The sequence below is a fragment of the Edaphobacter sp. FHG110511_03 genome (assembly GCF_059115365.1).
The window spans coordinates 34540-48917 of the sequence record NZ_JBZYWL010000003.1 but is presented as its reverse complement, the minus strand read 5'-3'; the positions used below and the strand labels follow the sequence as shown (position 1 = coordinate 48917).

17 protein-coding genes and 1 tRNA gene are annotated in these 14378 nt (G+C 54.6%); 7 read left to right on the top strand and 11 right to left on the bottom strand.

Annotated features, from left to right (window positions below):
• Positions 1-251: 251 nt before the first annotated feature.
• Together AC5S26_RS13650 and AC5S26_RS13645 are read right to left on the bottom strand one after the other, a co-directional pair.
• On the bottom strand, positions 252-935 hold the full coding sequence (locus AC5S26_RS13650; RefSeq protein ID WP_494185462.1) for a zf-HC2 domain-containing protein: 684 nt from the start codon (positions 933-935) through the stop codon (positions 252-254).
• Positions 932-1648 carry an RNA polymerase sigma factor gene (locus AC5S26_RS13645; RefSeq protein WP_494185461.1) on the bottom strand — a complete coding sequence of 239 codons (717 nt, stop codon included), beginning with the start codon at positions 1646-1648 and terminating at the stop codon, positions 932-934. The genes AC5S26_RS13650 and AC5S26_RS13645 overlap by 4 nt, the downstream gene beginning before the upstream one ends.
• A 205-nt stretch (positions 1649-1853) precedes the next feature.
• Here AC5S26_RS13645 and AC5S26_RS13640 point away from each other — a divergent pair.
• Positions 1854-1929: transfer RNA gene (locus tag AC5S26_RS13640), tRNA-Ala, on the top strand.
• Between the two features lie 86 nt (positions 1930-2015).
• Here AC5S26_RS13640 and AC5S26_RS13635 read toward each other — a convergent pair.
• Positions 2016-2216, bottom strand: a complete 201-nt coding sequence (locus tag AC5S26_RS13635) for a tyrosine-type recombinase/integrase (RefSeq protein WP_494185460.1) — start codon at positions 2214-2216, stop codon at positions 2016-2018.
• Positions 2150-2698 carry a tyrosine-type recombinase/integrase gene (locus AC5S26_RS13630; RefSeq protein WP_494185459.1) on the bottom strand — a complete coding sequence of 183 codons (549 nt, stop codon included), beginning with the start codon at positions 2696-2698 and terminating at the stop codon, positions 2150-2152. Before AC5S26_RS13630 ends, AC5S26_RS13635 begins: the two co-directional genes overlap by 67 nt.
• Positions 2699-3126: 428 nt before the next feature.
• Between AC5S26_RS13630 and AC5S26_RS13625 the strand changes: the two genes are divergently transcribed.
• The 3 genes from AC5S26_RS13625 to AC5S26_RS13615 all read left to right on the top strand — a co-directional run bounded on the left by AC5S26_RS13625 (position 3127) and on the right by AC5S26_RS13615 (position 4660).
• On the top strand, positions 3127-3474 hold the full coding sequence (locus tag AC5S26_RS13625) for a DNA methyltransferase (protein ID WP_494185458.1): 348 nt from the start codon (positions 3127-3129) through the stop codon (positions 3472-3474).
• Positions 3475-3965: 491 nt separating this feature from the next.
• Positions 3966-4358 carry a hypothetical protein gene (locus tag AC5S26_RS13620; protein WP_494185457.1) on the top strand — a complete coding sequence of 131 codons (393 nt, stop codon included), beginning with the start codon at positions 3966-3968 and terminating at the stop codon, positions 4356-4358.
• A 20-nt stretch (positions 4359-4378) separates the two neighbouring features.
• The gene (locus AC5S26_RS13615) at positions 4379-4660 is read left to right on the top strand and encodes a hypothetical protein (protein ID WP_494185456.1); all 282 of its coding nucleotides are present in this window, start codon (positions 4379-4381) and stop codon (positions 4658-4660) included.
• A gap of 209 nt (positions 4661-4869) precedes the next feature.
• Here the strand turns inward: AC5S26_RS13615 and AC5S26_RS13610 are convergent, their stop codons facing one another.
• From AC5S26_RS13610 to AC5S26_RS13600, 3 genes are all read right to left on the bottom strand, one after another.
• Complete coding sequence (locus tag AC5S26_RS13610; protein ID WP_494185455.1) at positions 4870-6114, bottom strand: ComEC/Rec2 family competence protein; 1245 nt, start codon at positions 6112-6114, stop codon at positions 4870-4872.
• A gap of 104 nt (positions 6115-6218) precedes the next feature.
• On the bottom strand, positions 6219-6470 hold the full coding sequence (locus AC5S26_RS13605; RefSeq protein ID WP_494186112.1) for an outer membrane beta-barrel protein: 252 nt from the start codon (positions 6468-6470) through the stop codon (positions 6219-6221).
• 563 nt (positions 6471-7033) lie between these two features.
• The gene (locus AC5S26_RS13600) at positions 7034-7165 is read right to left on the bottom strand and encodes a hypothetical protein (protein ID WP_494185454.1); all 132 of its coding nucleotides are present in this window, start codon (positions 7163-7165) and stop codon (positions 7034-7036) included.
• Positions 7166-7335: 170 nt separating this feature from the next.
• On the opposite strand from AC5S26_RS13600, the gene AC5S26_RS13595 reads away from it, so the two are divergent.
• Both AC5S26_RS13595 and AC5S26_RS13590 read left to right on the top strand, forming a co-directional pair.
• A complete protein-coding gene (locus tag AC5S26_RS13595; protein WP_494185453.1) occupies positions 7336-8667 on the top strand; it encodes a peroxidase family protein in 1332 nt (443 codons plus the stop codon).
• Positions 8668-8863: 196 nt separating this feature from the next.
• Positions 8864-9586, top strand: coding sequence for a hypothetical protein (locus AC5S26_RS13590; RefSeq protein ID WP_494185452.1), 723 nt, complete (start codon positions 8864-8866; stop codon positions 9584-9586).
• Between the two features lie 178 nt (positions 9587-9764).
• Here the strand turns inward: AC5S26_RS13590 and AC5S26_RS13585 are convergent, their stop codons facing one another.
• Positions 9765-10634, bottom strand: a complete 870-nt coding sequence (locus AC5S26_RS13585; RefSeq protein ID WP_494185451.1) for a dihydrofolate reductase family protein — start codon at positions 10632-10634, stop codon at positions 9765-9767.
• 450 nt (positions 10635-11084) lie between these two features.
• Here AC5S26_RS13585 and AC5S26_RS13580 point away from each other — a divergent pair, with 450 nt between their 5' ends.
• On the top strand, positions 11085-11768 hold the full coding sequence (locus tag AC5S26_RS13580) for an HflX GTPase family protein (protein ID WP_494185450.1): 684 nt from the start codon (positions 11085-11087) through the stop codon (positions 11766-11768).
• 713 nt (positions 11769-12481) lie between these two features.
• Here AC5S26_RS13580 and AC5S26_RS13575 read toward each other — a convergent pair.
• The 3 genes from AC5S26_RS13575 to AC5S26_RS13565 form a co-directional block, all read right to left on the bottom strand.
• Entirely contained in the window at positions 12482-12709 is a 228-nt protein-coding gene (locus tag AC5S26_RS13575) for a hypothetical protein (RefSeq protein ID WP_494185449.1), read from the bottom strand.
• Between the two features lie 136 nt (positions 12710-12845).
• Complete coding sequence (locus tag AC5S26_RS13570; protein WP_494185448.1) at positions 12846-13148, bottom strand: hypothetical protein; 303 nt, start codon at positions 13146-13148, stop codon at positions 12846-12848.
• 34 nt (positions 13149-13182) lie between these two features.
• Entirely contained in the window at positions 13183-13449 is a 267-nt protein-coding gene (locus AC5S26_RS13565) for a hypothetical protein (RefSeq protein WP_494185447.1), read from the bottom strand.
• Positions 13450-14378 lie beyond the last annotated feature (929 nt).

The window sequence follows — 14378 nt, the reverse complement described above, 5'->3', positions numbered from 1 at the left end:
GCTCTGTCAAGCCTAATTCCAACCTAAACAGCTAAAAATCAGCAACATAGAGTTGCCGATTCAATCCCCCCGATCCGATATGCTGGTAGGCAGGGATAAAGTTTTAGCGATGAAGAGATGAAGGAAGAATCCATGCTTTTCGGAGCAATAGACATCCCCTCAAGAAAGCCTTCTCTTTGAGTATGCGCACGAAGTCCGGACCTAACTACTTTAGATCCAAGACTTTGCGCAAAAAAGTATGGGGGGGGGTACTATGCCTGGACGGAGATTCCCGAAAAGGTCATGACCACCCGGCTGCGAACGGGCGCACCAAAAACCCGGGCCGGTTCGAAGACGCTGAGGAGAAGCTGATCGGCCACCTGGTTCCGGACGGAGGCGTCTTCTGGGCCGGAGACGATGTTGTAGTCGTAGACCCTTCCCTGGGCATTCACGAACGCCTCGACGATGATCGCGGAGTCCCGGTCCGTGACGATGGGCCTCGGCATCACAGCCGAATAAAGATAATGAGGAGACGTCATGGCTCCAAGCGGCTCATCGTTGGCCATCACCGGCTGGGGCGCGGCAAAGAGACCCAGCAGGACCATGATCGAACCCACCAGCACAACCGAGCAGGCTGCGCCTGCCGAGACCTGAACCGCCCAGGGGCGAATCGTATTCTCCCACTTCAAAGCGAGGACGTCGCGCCAGCTCCGCTTCCTGGAGGCGATCTCGTGTGAGATCGCGACGCGAAGACGCGTCCCCAAGTCCGCTGGAGCTCTCGCCGGACCAAGCGAAACCAGCGAACTCTGCATCTTCCGCAAAGCCTCGAAGTCTCCACGGCAGTCTTCGCATCCACGCAGATGCTCCGCCATCGCCTGCATCTGCCGACCGTCGACCGCACCATCCAAATAGGCTGAGAACGAAGACCGTACCTTGCCGCACTGTGGGGAGTTCATCTCGTCACCGTCTCCGGGTTGGAAACATTCCCGGTCTTAACGTTGGATGGAGAAGCGTTTATAAAAGAAGCGGATTTCTTTGAGTCGACAACCAGAAGAGCACGTAGCGCGGAACGTCCCCGGGTCAGCCGGGACTTGACCGTTCCAATGTTGACGTTCAGGATTTCGGCGATCTCTTCATAGGCGAAGCCCTCGATCTCGCGCAACACCACAACGGTTCGAAAGACTTCGGGAATCTGGCGCAGCGCCTCTTCAACACTCTGCCGCACCTCAGCCTGAGCGGCATGGTCGAACGGGGAGCCACCTGTATCCGCAAGCGTGGCGGCAAGAGACATGCCTTCGTCACCGGAATCGGCAGAATCGACCGTCGAATCGATCGTGAGCTCCTGCTTCTTATGGCGCGACCACCAGCGCCGCTGGTTCGAAGCTTCATGCAGAGCAATCCGATAAAGCCAGGTCCTCAGGCTCGATTCGCCATGGAAGCCGCGAATATTCCGGAAAACCTTAATAAAGACTTCCTGAGTAATATCGGCGGCCTCGGAGGAGTCCGTCAGGCTGCGGGCGATCAAAGAGTAAAGCGGCTGATGATATTGCGCGATGAGGATGCCAAAGGCGTCCTCGCTGCCGGCCTTAAGGTCGGCGACGAGCGCGGCTTCTTCAGTCGTTATCCCTATCGCGCTGGTCAGATTTCCCACGAACGTGCCCGCCTGCATATCGGGTGACCTCTACACTAAAACTTTTGTGGAACGCATGGCAAATGCACCATTTCCGATGCATAGGGTGAGAAACCTGCGCCGCCGGCGGCCGAGTGATCGCTCACTCTATAGACTTAGACACCAATCAATTGCACGAAGTTCCCGCCTGGTTTGACGAATGCTCACGGGTAGCAGAAAATAGAACGAGTCCTTCCAAGAGAGTGGGCCTGTGGCGCAGCTGGGAGCGCGCTTCCATGGCATGGAAGAGGTCATCGGTTCGATCCCGATCAGGTCCACCAATCAATTCAACAACTTGTGCCATTAGCGAAAATGCCGAGGGTCCGTTTAGGGTCCAATAAGCAAACTGACTCATTTCGCCCCTCCTTCAGCAATCCCGCCACTTTCGACTGCGCCTTCCCTTTGCCGGGGTGACCGCCTGAGCATAGACCTCAAGCGTCATCTTTACCGTCGCGTGCCGCAGAAGCTCCTGCACCACTTTCATGTCCTCTCCGTTCGCCTTCAGCAGAGTCGAAAAGGTGCGCCGAAGGGTATGCCAACCGATGTGCTTGGTGATCTTCGCCCGCACTGCTGCGGAGGAATACACCTCTTTAATAAGGAGTCGGGAGTGTAAGGCTGCTTACCTCTCTTACGCGTACTGGCAAACACCCAATTGTCTGGCTGGTTATAAGGAGCAACCTCCTTCCAGGTGAGCAGTTCCTCAGCCACCCACGGATCGAGCGGAACAGGCTTCTTGGAAATCTCCGTCTTGCACCTGCCCACCCACTGACGATAGACCGACCGAACCACCGAGAGTTCTAGCTTCTCGAGATCCACGTCGCTCCACTTCAGTCCGATCAGTTCACTCCTGCGAAGTCCAGTCACCGTGTCGAGAAGTGCCATCGCACGGTCCCGATGTGATAGCTGATTGAATAATTCATTCAACTCGCTCACCTCGAGAATGTCCGGCGTCTTCATACGCTTTCCGCTCTGCCGCACCAACGTGATGGGGTTCGTGCCTTGCGGCATGAACTCGTAACGGATGGCGTGATTGAACAGAACACTCATCATTGCCCGGATGGTAATGTTTCAGCGCACGCGATATCAGCAAGGAATGGTGTACCGCGTAAAGCGTAAGCAGGGTCCGGATTGCTGGATCTTCCGCTGGCGGGAAGAGGACGCCAATGGGAAACGGATTCGCCGGAAGGTCAAACTCGGGACGGTCAAGCAGTATCCGACAGAAGCGAGCGCGCTTAAGGCCGCCGAATTTTACGCATCACGATCAACGAAGAGCAATCGAAAGCGGGTCTGCAGCCGGTTTCGATCGATGCTCTCATTAACCACTTCAAGGAGAACGAGCTTTCTCTTGACGAGGGCATCGATGACGAGGAAGGACGGCCTATTCGACCCGTTGCAATCATCGAGAGATCCTCGATTTTCATGTCCTGAAGAAGTGGGGAAAGTACAAACTGCGATGTGCGAACCGTTGCAGTGGAGAAGTGGCTGCGCAAGTTGAAACTGGCTCGTGGCAGCAAAGCAAAAATCCCGGCGACAGGCTCCACCCGATACAGAACCCCGTTCGAGCGCTGAAGCCATTGATCGAAGCCTTTACGCAGAAGCAAGATCTCATCCTCGATCCTTTCTGTGGATCGGGTTCCACCCTTTTGGCCGCGAAGATACTCGATCGTCGGTATCTAGGAATCGAACTGGATGCCCAGTACCGTGCGCCGCCTTTCGGCGGCTGCAACATGATGGCATTCGTGCCACATAGGATTTTTGCACCGTCAAGAGCCTGGCAGTCAAGGCCAGGTCCGCCGTGCGGTGCGCCTTTTGTGGCGCAGCCTTGACTCCCTGTTACGGCGCTCTCTCCTCCCATCATGGCTTGAAATAGCTATCTCCTCGAACGCCTTATTCGATAAAGTGGGCATAGGATCGAGTAGCAATTCCTAAAGAGAGATAGTTTGAATACCTCTCAGACATTGGCTGCCATCGACGCAGAGATTACACGTTTACAACATGCCTAAGAGATACGCGAACTCAACTGCTCACGCAAACCTGGAAGACCGAGATCGATCGGTTCGGTAGCCACAAAGCCTACGCGGCGTTTGAGTCTCGAGGCAGGGCGCAAAAATCGCAGCTGCACAAAAGGCTGGTTGGGCCTAAGCGGCTGCTAAGCGGAAACATCAGATCGCCACCCTGAAAACCACAATCCCTTGGGTCATCGATTTAATGAACAACTAAGAGCCACCAGTTTCGCCTTTTCTTTGCTATTCTTCCTTTCACACTACTGTTCCTCAGTAGGCCCAAGATCAATATGCGAAGGGAAAAAAGTGAAGCGATGACCACGCAGATCAGAAGCTTTTTTCAAGCCTTACTCTCAACATTCGATCACAGTTCGGACCTCACCTGGTCGACTCTCAACGACACAATAACCGTCGCAATATTCTCCACTTCTGGCATGAACGTCATGGTGCGCTTCTCCCCGCTTGACGCCAGTTGTCTTGTCGACTACCAGATCACTGGCTGGCACGCCTCCGCCACAGACTGCGTTCGATCGTCTCTTCCCATATACAACGGTGTGCTGCAGGCAATGCGCATCTTCCACCGCGTTCACGGACCAGTAGCTTATCGGTTCGCGGAGGACGATCATGCTCTTGCCGAACTATGGGATGCCTACAGTCAATGCCCTCGTCCGTCAGGCTATGAAACCCAACAAGCATTCGCCCACTAATCGCTCCGAAAGGAGGCACCATGGTTGCTAAATACAAGTTGATTGCGGTTCCTTTCCTAAAGAACGAGGGAGCGGCGAAGGGATCTCTGGAGACGGTGACGTTCATCGCCGCCTCCGAAGCGGCGACACACAAGTGGTGGTGCGTCAATGTCGGAACCTTCGAGAAAGACTTTCAGCGAATCGTCTCTCCGGAGCTGGCAAAGCACGCTACAGATTCCCTCAAAGCAGGTAAGACCTTCGAATTTCCCAATTTCTATGAATTGGATGAAGTTAGAGGTGGGTTTGGCGGAAGGTGGGAATAAAGCTCTATAAGGCCAATTCGAGGTCTGGACTGCAGAGGTCAACTTTCCGAAAGGGTGTTTGTGGGCTTACGATGAGTGCGTTGCCCTGTTATCAACAGTTGAAGAAGCCATTCAAGTGTCCGAAAAGCCGGTTTTTCGGACACTTGCCAAGAGAATGATTCCATATTCTGATCTGCTATATATGTTCCCACGTAATTGCGGATCGGATCCTAGCTGGAGTGGTAGGGACCTGATACGAGTTTCACTCGATCCGAATCGTCTGAATTGTCTGTGACCATAATTTGGAACGTTTCTCCAGCCGGTGCGACTCGCACTACAACATGGCCATCGAAGCTCTTCATCTTCGAATTGAACTGTCCGTTGTAGACCCTATTCTCCTCCATGGTGCATGTCGCGAAAACATCGCGATCGCCGGGGTAGAGCTTGCGGCTGAACATCCGGCGTAGAGGTAGTGTTGCCGGATGATTGACATACCAGGCAGGAATGATGAATGCCTGTGGGCGAAGATCACGCACAAGATTCGGGCCGACGGCGTCCAGATACGCGTGGTGGTCCGTGACCGCTACTTCAACAGGTCCTGCTGCCTTCGCTGCGGCTGTTTCGATATCGCGCGAAGGTTCTGCCGCATCTTCCTCCGAGATGGTCGGAAGATCCCCGCCTGTGAAGTAGTCGAATTTCCCGTAGCTCAGACGCAGCGCGATCGAGCACATGTTTTCGTTCGGGTAGTCCCGCTTAGTCAGTGTGTTCAATTCAGGAAAGGTCTTTTTTGTCTGTTCCCCAACTCCTGTCCATACCTCGCCGTTACCAGCGAGATTGCGAACGGCGAAGTTGCCGTACTTGTCGGGATGCTGCAGGAGACGAATCTGATTTGAACTGCCGACGATAATGCGTTCCGTAATCTCACCTAAACGTTGGCGTGATTTAACGTAAGCTTCGTAGTTTTCGGCGAAGGCTACTTTCCAAGGTGTTGGATAGATGTAGTCCGGAAATCCCCGGTCGATTAGCCTTCGAATAGGCAGTCGCTCATCGACATCGGTGATTCCCGTGAGCTTGTAATCACCTTTCGACGAAGAAACCGTGTTTTCCCCGGGGTCACCAAGATGGTCTGGGTGAACGTGCGTGATGAGCGCATAGTCCAATTCTCTGCGTCCAGCCGATTTCATCTGCCTTGTGGCGTAGGAGGCAATCCATTCGCTTGGTCGGATGTGAGCATCCGGTTTCTGAGTGCAGGCGACCTTGGTGGAGTCTGTGGTCACACCTGCATCAATGAGGAAGGTCGTGCCATCGGGGCAAAGGATGAACGTTGAGTTACCGCGACCGTAGGCCAAGTGGTGGATGTCGAGCATCCCTGGTTGCCAGGGGGGTAGAGTTTGCGAGATGCCTTGAGCAAAATCCCGCAAAGAACCGTACAGGCCAGTCGCCGAGATGAGTTGTAAAAATCTACGTCTGTTCATAGGGTCTCCAGAGTCGAACACCTTCGCTCTCTTTGTTATGGAACTACATAGAGCCAACGCCTCTCTACAGCAAAGTCGAGAGGCGTTGAGACAGCCGCAGTTGCTTAAAAGAGGAACTTGAGCATGAATTGAAGGGATCTCGGACCGCCCTGTTGATACAGGGTCGAAGTGCCACCCAAAGCGTTCGAGAGAGTGTTTGTGGCTTGCCCCATCAGCGTGTTATTGCAGGTCGCGCCAGGTGCCGTGACACCACAAGTAGTGTTGACCGATCCAAACGTCGGGTTGTTGGCGATGTTGAAAGCCTCAGCACGGAACTGAAGCTGAGACTGTTCAAACAAGGGGAAGCTCCGTTGTATGGCGAGCTTGCTTGGGCCTCACCGAGGCCACGCAGGAAGTTGCGTGGAGCGCTACCTGCTCTGCTCCAAGCGGCTTAGTCGTGACGCTAAAGATCGTCGGATCAATCTGCCTGCCACCGGGAAGAAGTTAGCGGTCTATTGCGGAATGCTGCGGCGTTTTCGAGGACTAGCGAGAATAGGGCTTACACTCATTTAGCCCTACCGGCCTCGAACAACTATCTCGAAGAGCGCCTCGGGATTTCGGGACCGCCTTTCGCTTGGAAAACTGGCAGAAAGGTCTGACCAAGCTCTGTTTTTTCGCGTCAAGAAATGTTTGGTGCATCCACTTAGCAGTTTTGAAGGATTGCTGCATCGACTTGGTAATTTTTTGCAGCTTTGGTGCATCCACTTCACAGGTTTTGTCGCATCCTCTTTATATGTAAGTTATTGAGGTCTGGTTAAAGTTGTCGCATTGTCTTTTGTATTTGACACTTGAATAGAGATTTCAGTGGGGCATCGCGTAGGTTGCCAGCTCACGCGGATCGGGTTGTGACCTGCAAAAGCTTCCAAGTGGTCTGGATCGCTTACGGCGACACTTGCCGATTCGACGGAAGCTGTGAGGGATTGAACTGAAGCAGCTGGCCGCGGAGGGCTTCCTGGGTGTAGTACATTTGAGGAACTTTGCGGGACGGATCGAACTGGATAATCTTTGCCATGACGCTTCTCCTATCGCGAAAGGTTAGGTCTACTATCTGTCTCTATTCCTTAATGCGGAAGGAACGGTAGGAACGGGTCAAATGCGTTCACACAAGACATGTGAGATAGATCAAACCGTGGGAAAGGCTATTGGGCCTCAGTGACATTGGCGTAAGGAGGAAGAGAACTCATGAATCAACCGACCCCCTCGGTCCGAAGTCACTGTCTGTCGTTCGCACGAGCGAGAGCTGCAATTGATGCACCGCTTGGCCCAGCAGCTTATGCGCGGATGTTTCCCGAACTTCCGTCGTCTCAGGCCGACGAGCAATTTCTGTACGCGCTCGGAAGCGCCGGTGGTCTTTGTGATTGCGGAGACGTCGATGACTTTCCCGACTCCTTGGCTGACACTGCGGCCGGTTGGCCTATTTTCGGTCAATTTGTGGCTCACGATATAACCGCGGATCGATCGACACTGCGAGCTCATACCAACACGGCCGGATTACACAACGCCCGCGGTCCGAAACTCAACCTTGAATCCCTGTACGGTGACGGACCAACCGGCCATCCGTTCCTCTACCAACGCGACGACCCGGCGAAGTTCTTGATTGGCGAGATCGGAACCGACATACAGCGGAACGCAGAGGGCACCGCGATCATCGGTGACCCGCGCAACGATTCGCATATGCTGATCTCTCAATTGCACCTCGCTGTATTGAAAGCTCACAATTCGTTTGTCGATGACGCCCGACGTGCAGGAGTACCAAACGGTTGCGTGTTCGACGAAGCCGCCCGGCAGCTGCGCTGGCACTATCAGTGGATCGTTCTACACGAGTTTCTGCCCACGCTCGTCGGACCGACCGTTGCTAATGAGGTGCTCGAAGAAGGTCCGCGGTATTTTCGTCCGGGTCACGACGCCTTTATTCCGCTCGAATTTGCCGACGCCGCGTATCGATACGGCCATTCTCAGATTCGCCACGGCTACCACTTGAATTTACAAGGCAATCCGGTTCCGCTCTTTCCTGACCTCCTGGGATTCCGTGCAGTACCGCGCGAGCACGCGGTCGACTGGAGACTGTTCTTCGACGCGCCCGGTGCCCCCTCCGCACAGCGGGCCAAGAAGATTGATGGAAAACTTGTAAAAGCCTTAATCGAGCTGCCGGTAGCAGTCACCGGAGAAACGGAAATCGAGGCGTACCATTCTCTCGCCGTTCGCGACTTGCAACGAGGGCAAGGTGTGGGACTGCCCTCTGGGGAGGCTGTGGCACGCCACCTGGGGATAGATCCACTCACCACAGACGACGTGGGCATAGCTTCGACCGGTTGGTGTGGCGATACACCCCTTTGGTATTACATCCTGCGGGAAGCTGACGTCTGCGCGGGTGGTCATCGTCTCGGCCCAGTGGGGGCCCGGATTGTAGCTGAAGTACTGGTTGGACTCGTAAGTGCGGATGCGACATCTTTTCGCCAGAGCCGCCAGGAGTGGCGCCCTAAAAAAACACTTAGCGAGTTACTGGCCTTTTAGTTGCCAGCTTCTCCTCAAGAACCTTGAGGGGTCCACATCAGCCGAATCAAAAGACGGTATTCTTTCCTGACGCCACCCTTTGTCGCGGAGACGGTCTTAACGCAGGTTGACCGCCACGCCTTCGCTGCAGGGCAGGTTCGAGGAACGTTCGATTCGGGACGATCATTCGTCCGGTCCAATTCCTGTGGAGGTCAAGTTGCGCAATCTCGATTTCAGCTCTCTGCATGCTCTCATCACCACTCTGCTGAGCCTTGCGGTCATTACGCTGATTGGCGTCGGTATCCGGCTGCTTACGATGGTTACGATTCAGCAGCGCCGAGAGCGTATGAATCGTCAGATCAACGAGCGACTGCGCGCTCTGATCGCCGCCTACAAGACGTTAGGCGGGTCTTTCACCGGCGATTTGACCGTCGATCCCATCCATCGTCGTGATTTGCGTCGGCACGCCGGGGCGCCGACGGCCGTCTCGGCGCCCCCATTGAACCTGAGTGTGGATGATTCGCTAGGTTCGGATCGGGCACGCCGGATCCGGGATGCGGTCGAGGCGGCCTTATCCGACATCATTCTGCTCGGCACCGAGGAACAGGTACGGCTGGCGGTGCATGCCGCGCACGAGCTTGCCACGGGCAAACTGGTCCATACCCAGGAACTGGTCGTATCGCTGCGCGCCTTCATTCGCGAGGCACTCGATCTCGATCCCATCCCAGCCGACTTGGTGATTCCTCGACAAGGCCCGGCGCGGCCGGCCGCTTCTGGCGGTCGCGACAAGGCAGATAAGGCCGAAGGGCGTCAAGGCGGCGGTGGTGGAGGTGGCATAGGCGGCGGTGGCACGGGGGGCGGCCTTGGCCTTGGATCCGGACCCCACCATCAAGATAGTGAAGAAGAGGATGGTGCAGACTCGTCCCTTCATCACGCCTAGCCAATCGCGGAAATGCTTTTTCTGTCTGTGCTATCGGTCGGTATGAATGAACGGTCTTAGCGTGACCTCGCATTGTGAATCGCGAATAGTCATGATTCACTGAGTACCGTCGTGGAGTTCGATCGCGCGGTTGTTCCGAGTTGCCGATCATCCCGAAGAGCGATTGGGTGCAGGCTTTCTATGCGCCCCGATATACAACCTGATAACGCAGGAAGAGGTAATCTTTTGCACTTTTTGCGCTAAGAAGCTTCCACCAGGGAGCTGTCGCGGGCGAAAACTGAACGTTGGCAACCAACCCTGGTCTGGGCTGCCTTGCGTCTCTCCCCGCAATCTGAGGCGCCACTGTCAGGAAAAGTTCATCCATGAAGCTCCCTGCGAGAAATTCGCCAAAGAGCGTAGGGCCGGCTTCGTGTAGCAGCAACTCCACTCCGGCTTCCTGCCTAAGCAACGTAAGGATCGCGGAAGGAGATATGCGCTCTTCTTTCGCAGAAAGCGCCCTCACTTCGACTGAAGCGAGCGCCTCCGATCCACTTTGCGACAACCTCCGTTTGCCTTGTTCCGTAGTCAGTATGAGCACCCTGGTTCGCGGTGTATGAAACACGGCGCTGGCAAGGTCGAGTCGGCCTGCTCCCGTGACAATCACTACGAGTGGATACTCCGGCTTTCGGAGCACCTCGGTCCGATACTTTTGGTATAAATCTTTCGCTGCCGGATAGACCGCTTCCGGGAGCCAGGAACCATGCGGACCGACGGCCTGAAGCGTCCCCGAGCCCACTACAATTGCGTCTGCTGAGGCCCGCAACAGACCCATAATGAACCGGTCTTCTTCGTTCGAGTTACTGATCTGAGCTCCTTCCGACTGACCCGGCAGATTGAAGCTCACGACACCGTCGAGTGTCGACACGAAGTTTGCGATGCAATAGGGACGCTCTTCCGGAGCGGATGGAAAAGAAAGATTTCCGTCGTATCTGGCGCGAAGCCCCTCGGGGAGGGCTGTTCCCAAAGGCTCAGTGGGTTGAGTTGCGGACAGTGTGCGAATAGGTTCCATAGCAAAAAGCGTACTTCAATCCGGAAGAGTCTTACGGCGCAGTTCTGACCCTAGTGTCTTGGTGGGCATCTGAAATCGGATTTCCCGCTGGACGAATTAGGAAATTGAAACAGGGCGCCCCGAACTTTAGGAGCTACAAGAGGTCCACGAGTCCCATTCCGCGAAAAAACCGCTGAGGAGGGCTTCCGCTGACTCAGTGCGATCGTCCAAGGCGCTCATCGTGCGGGCTAATTGGAACACCAGCTCGAGGACTTCCTTTCCTGAGAACGAGTTCGAAAGTCGAGTTCGCACATTCTCTTCGGTTATGCGCCGCGCGTCTTTGCCCAAGAGGAAGGCCCCGGCCAAGATAGTGTCGAAGCCAATCTGCTCCAGTTCGTCATCCTCTTCTTCGTAGAGTCTGTCGACATTTCCAGCATCCGCAATGTTTCGATCAATCTTCGGATGTCCTGGATGTCTCGCCCCTCGCAAGAGCACCCTTTTCAAGGCGCTTACCGAGGCTGGAGTACTGAAATCGGGTCGCATGTTCACTACTCTCGACTCCAAACTCCGGCAATTGCGGCTTCCTTCCCGTCGCAAGATTCTCTCTCCGATACAGTTGGCTTCATCCGCAACCTTCCACACACGCTGGTAACGAGCTTCCGCGCTACCCTCGAAGAGGTCGAGCGAGCCGAGATTCTTCTTCACGTCCAGGACGCCGCCAGCCCCATCCGCGAAGAACAGAAAACTCAGGTCGAAAAGGTCTTAACCGAGCTTGCGGTCTCGACTAAACCTGTCATCCACGTTTTGAACAAGGTTGATCTACTTTCACCCCAAGAACTTACTCACCTCTCCATCGATCGCGATGCAATTCCCGTCTCATCCCTACAGCAGACGGGCATTGAACAACTGATAAAAGCGATCGATACTGCTCTCGTAGCCGACCCAGTCGTGGAATCTAGCTTTAGGCTTCCTCAATCTGAAGGATCCATCCTCGCCTCGCTGGAAGCGGGAGACGTCATCGGCGAGAAACACTTCGAAGTAGACCTGGTCTTTTTTCGAGCACGCGGGCCGGCATCCCTTCTTGACCGGTACCGCCGTTTCCATGACAAATATGATCGCGGCAGTCTTACAGTAGCCTTACGACGCAGAGAGTGATAAAGCGAAGAGATTTTCTGGCTTCGTAAGCCCTCATCCCCTGCGCCTTTGTGCCGGCGTCTCAGCAGACCACTCACGTCGATACTGTTCAAGAATGGCGCCTCTCTCAAGAGAGGGTGTGACGAAAGGCGAGCGGCTTCCGTCTAAAAGATGACTAGGTGAAACGAGGCTAACCAAGAACTAGACTCGAACCAAGTCTGCCTAGTATTTATCAGCTTTGACAGATCCAAGCTACAGGCACTAGCACGGCTGAGAATGGATTCTGTTAACCGGATCTAGGGTCTAGTGGGCGGTCTATCCGGAAGCGAACTGTTAAAAGGAAAACTAAGCAGAAACAAGTATTTAGCACACGGCGAAAGATGGCACAACTATTGGCCGAGGGGGGAGCGACCCCACCCTCGCGGGTTGCCGCTAACGCCGCTGGTCGCTCCCCCCTCGGCATCCTGAAGCACTCCGTAAGGATGATTGCTGGACTAAAGCCTTATACCGACTTCGGTCCAGGTGAGGTCCTGAGTTGGTATCCATCGGTATCCTCATTTGATCTCCGTCTGGACCGAACAGAGACCAAAAGCAGTACCGAAATTATCTGTGAGACATCCGTTAGTCCATCTGTCCGTCATCCGGTGCAGATGCGTAACAGATGTTGCTATTATCCCAGACTGATTCGCTACAGATGAGATCAGCATCCGGGCCTGATGTTGGTCGTATCCATTTCAAGGCTTGAACTGAAGCAGCTCGGCACCAAGACCGAACAGGTCGCAGATTCTGGAGATGGCCTTCAGAGAAAAGTACTTCTCGTTGCCGATGGCCGTAAACCCTATCCAATCTCTCGACTCCACGGCTCCAATGCGGGAGTGGAACTCCAATCCCGTCATCAGCGCCTCCTTCCTGAGAGCCTCCACACGCGCAATCAACCTCCGTCTGTAGTCCCTGTCGTCCATGATCGCCTCCAGATCGAGCCGAGGACTCGGTTGATCCCGTTTCGGACTCTTCATCTTCAGCGAAATCAGGGCTCAGGATCTCGTCGCGTGTCCTCTCGCTGACGCCAAAGATCACCTTGATCTGCGATGGCTGGCCCTATTCTTCGAGCTCCTTCTCCCTTTGTATGACCATCAGGTAGCAGTCGTTCGGGTCCCGGATGGCCTTTTCGTATTCCTTGCGTTGCTGATAAGCAACAAAACATGCTTTGTGCTCGGAATCCTCTAAGGCGTCGAGAACATTTGTGTTCACATTTCCCAGTTCTTCACGAAGGCTTGCCTTGAGAACAGTGAAGCTGTCCTTCTGAAGCTCAGGATAGCCGCACAGCTTCTCCAGCATGCCAAAGACTCCGTCCATGCTCTTGTTCAATTCGCTCAAATAAGTGATCGCGTTACGATCCATTGCATGTCAGCCCTTCTGCAGTCCTAGACTGCGGTTAGATCCGTGAACTTGTTTCTTCAGACCAGCAGGAGATCAGAGCCGGATTTTCAATCGGTGTTTTGGGCTCGGCGACTTTGGATTCTGATGATGTCTTCGGCTTAGCGTCGAGAAACTCGATGCGAGGTGAGAGTCCTTGTTTGGCGCGTTCCGCCTCGCGATCGCGGACTTCAAAGTAGACATCATCCGGATCTGCAAACTTCTTCTCTTTCTGATGTTGGAGAGTCTGGAAGAGCCAGGCCTCGGTATGCTCGACCTCAGACATGGCATCCATGATGTTCCGAGTCGCGGCCGCCCGAACATACTGCACCAGAGCTTGCTGATAGACGGCCCAGGTTTGGTTGATCGAAAATTTGTCGCTGACCAGTCTCAGGGCATCGACCAGCCCCTGTGCGTGGACATTGATCTGGCAGAGACACTCGTAGAGAGGGAACCGTAACGGAGGATCGCCGGTCTCGCTCTGGATCAGGGCACGGCTCCAACCGTGCTCTCAGTCGGAGTTGACTTGGTTGCTCTTGAGAATCGTGCGAAGAATCTGGTTTGTGTCGGAGGTAGATGGACGGGTACTTTTAGAGACAGCCATTGCGTCGCCTTTCTTCGGAAGGTGATGGGTGATCAGGGATACGTCGGTGCTACAACACCGGCGTGCCCCGCTATCAAGCTCCGTCAGTCTTACCTCTGATCAGGGACCGATTCAAGTCCTTTTACCGAACGACCGGGAGCTAGTCCTCTTTCCGACGAAGATAGTCTCATCTCTGAAGCTTGCCTGCAAACAAAACGGCGCGGGAAAGACGTCAAGCTTCCAATAGGAACACTAAGCTCCTCTCCATTTGAGGGCAAAGCCATCGCAGGCGTGTAGTTGAGTTGGCGACGGTTGTTTCGTTGGTCAGTACGTTGGTTGATCGCTTGACCGTGCGTGACGGCAGCTCATTGTTCGCGCACCCATTTCTTCCGTAAGCATCACAGCTTCGGATCCTGTTGCACCGCTCTGATATGACCGGCGCGGATCGAACCTGGGCGGGCGACACGATATAACCTCGGCGAGGTATTGCAGTACGCAACGGGCAGCAAGATGGAAGGCATAGACCGCAACAGCTTTGCTATAGTTCGCTCTGTTGACGCTCGCTCCAACATGCTCACAGTCGAGAAATAAGACGGAACGACCGTTATCTATGACCCTAAGCGGCTCCGTGG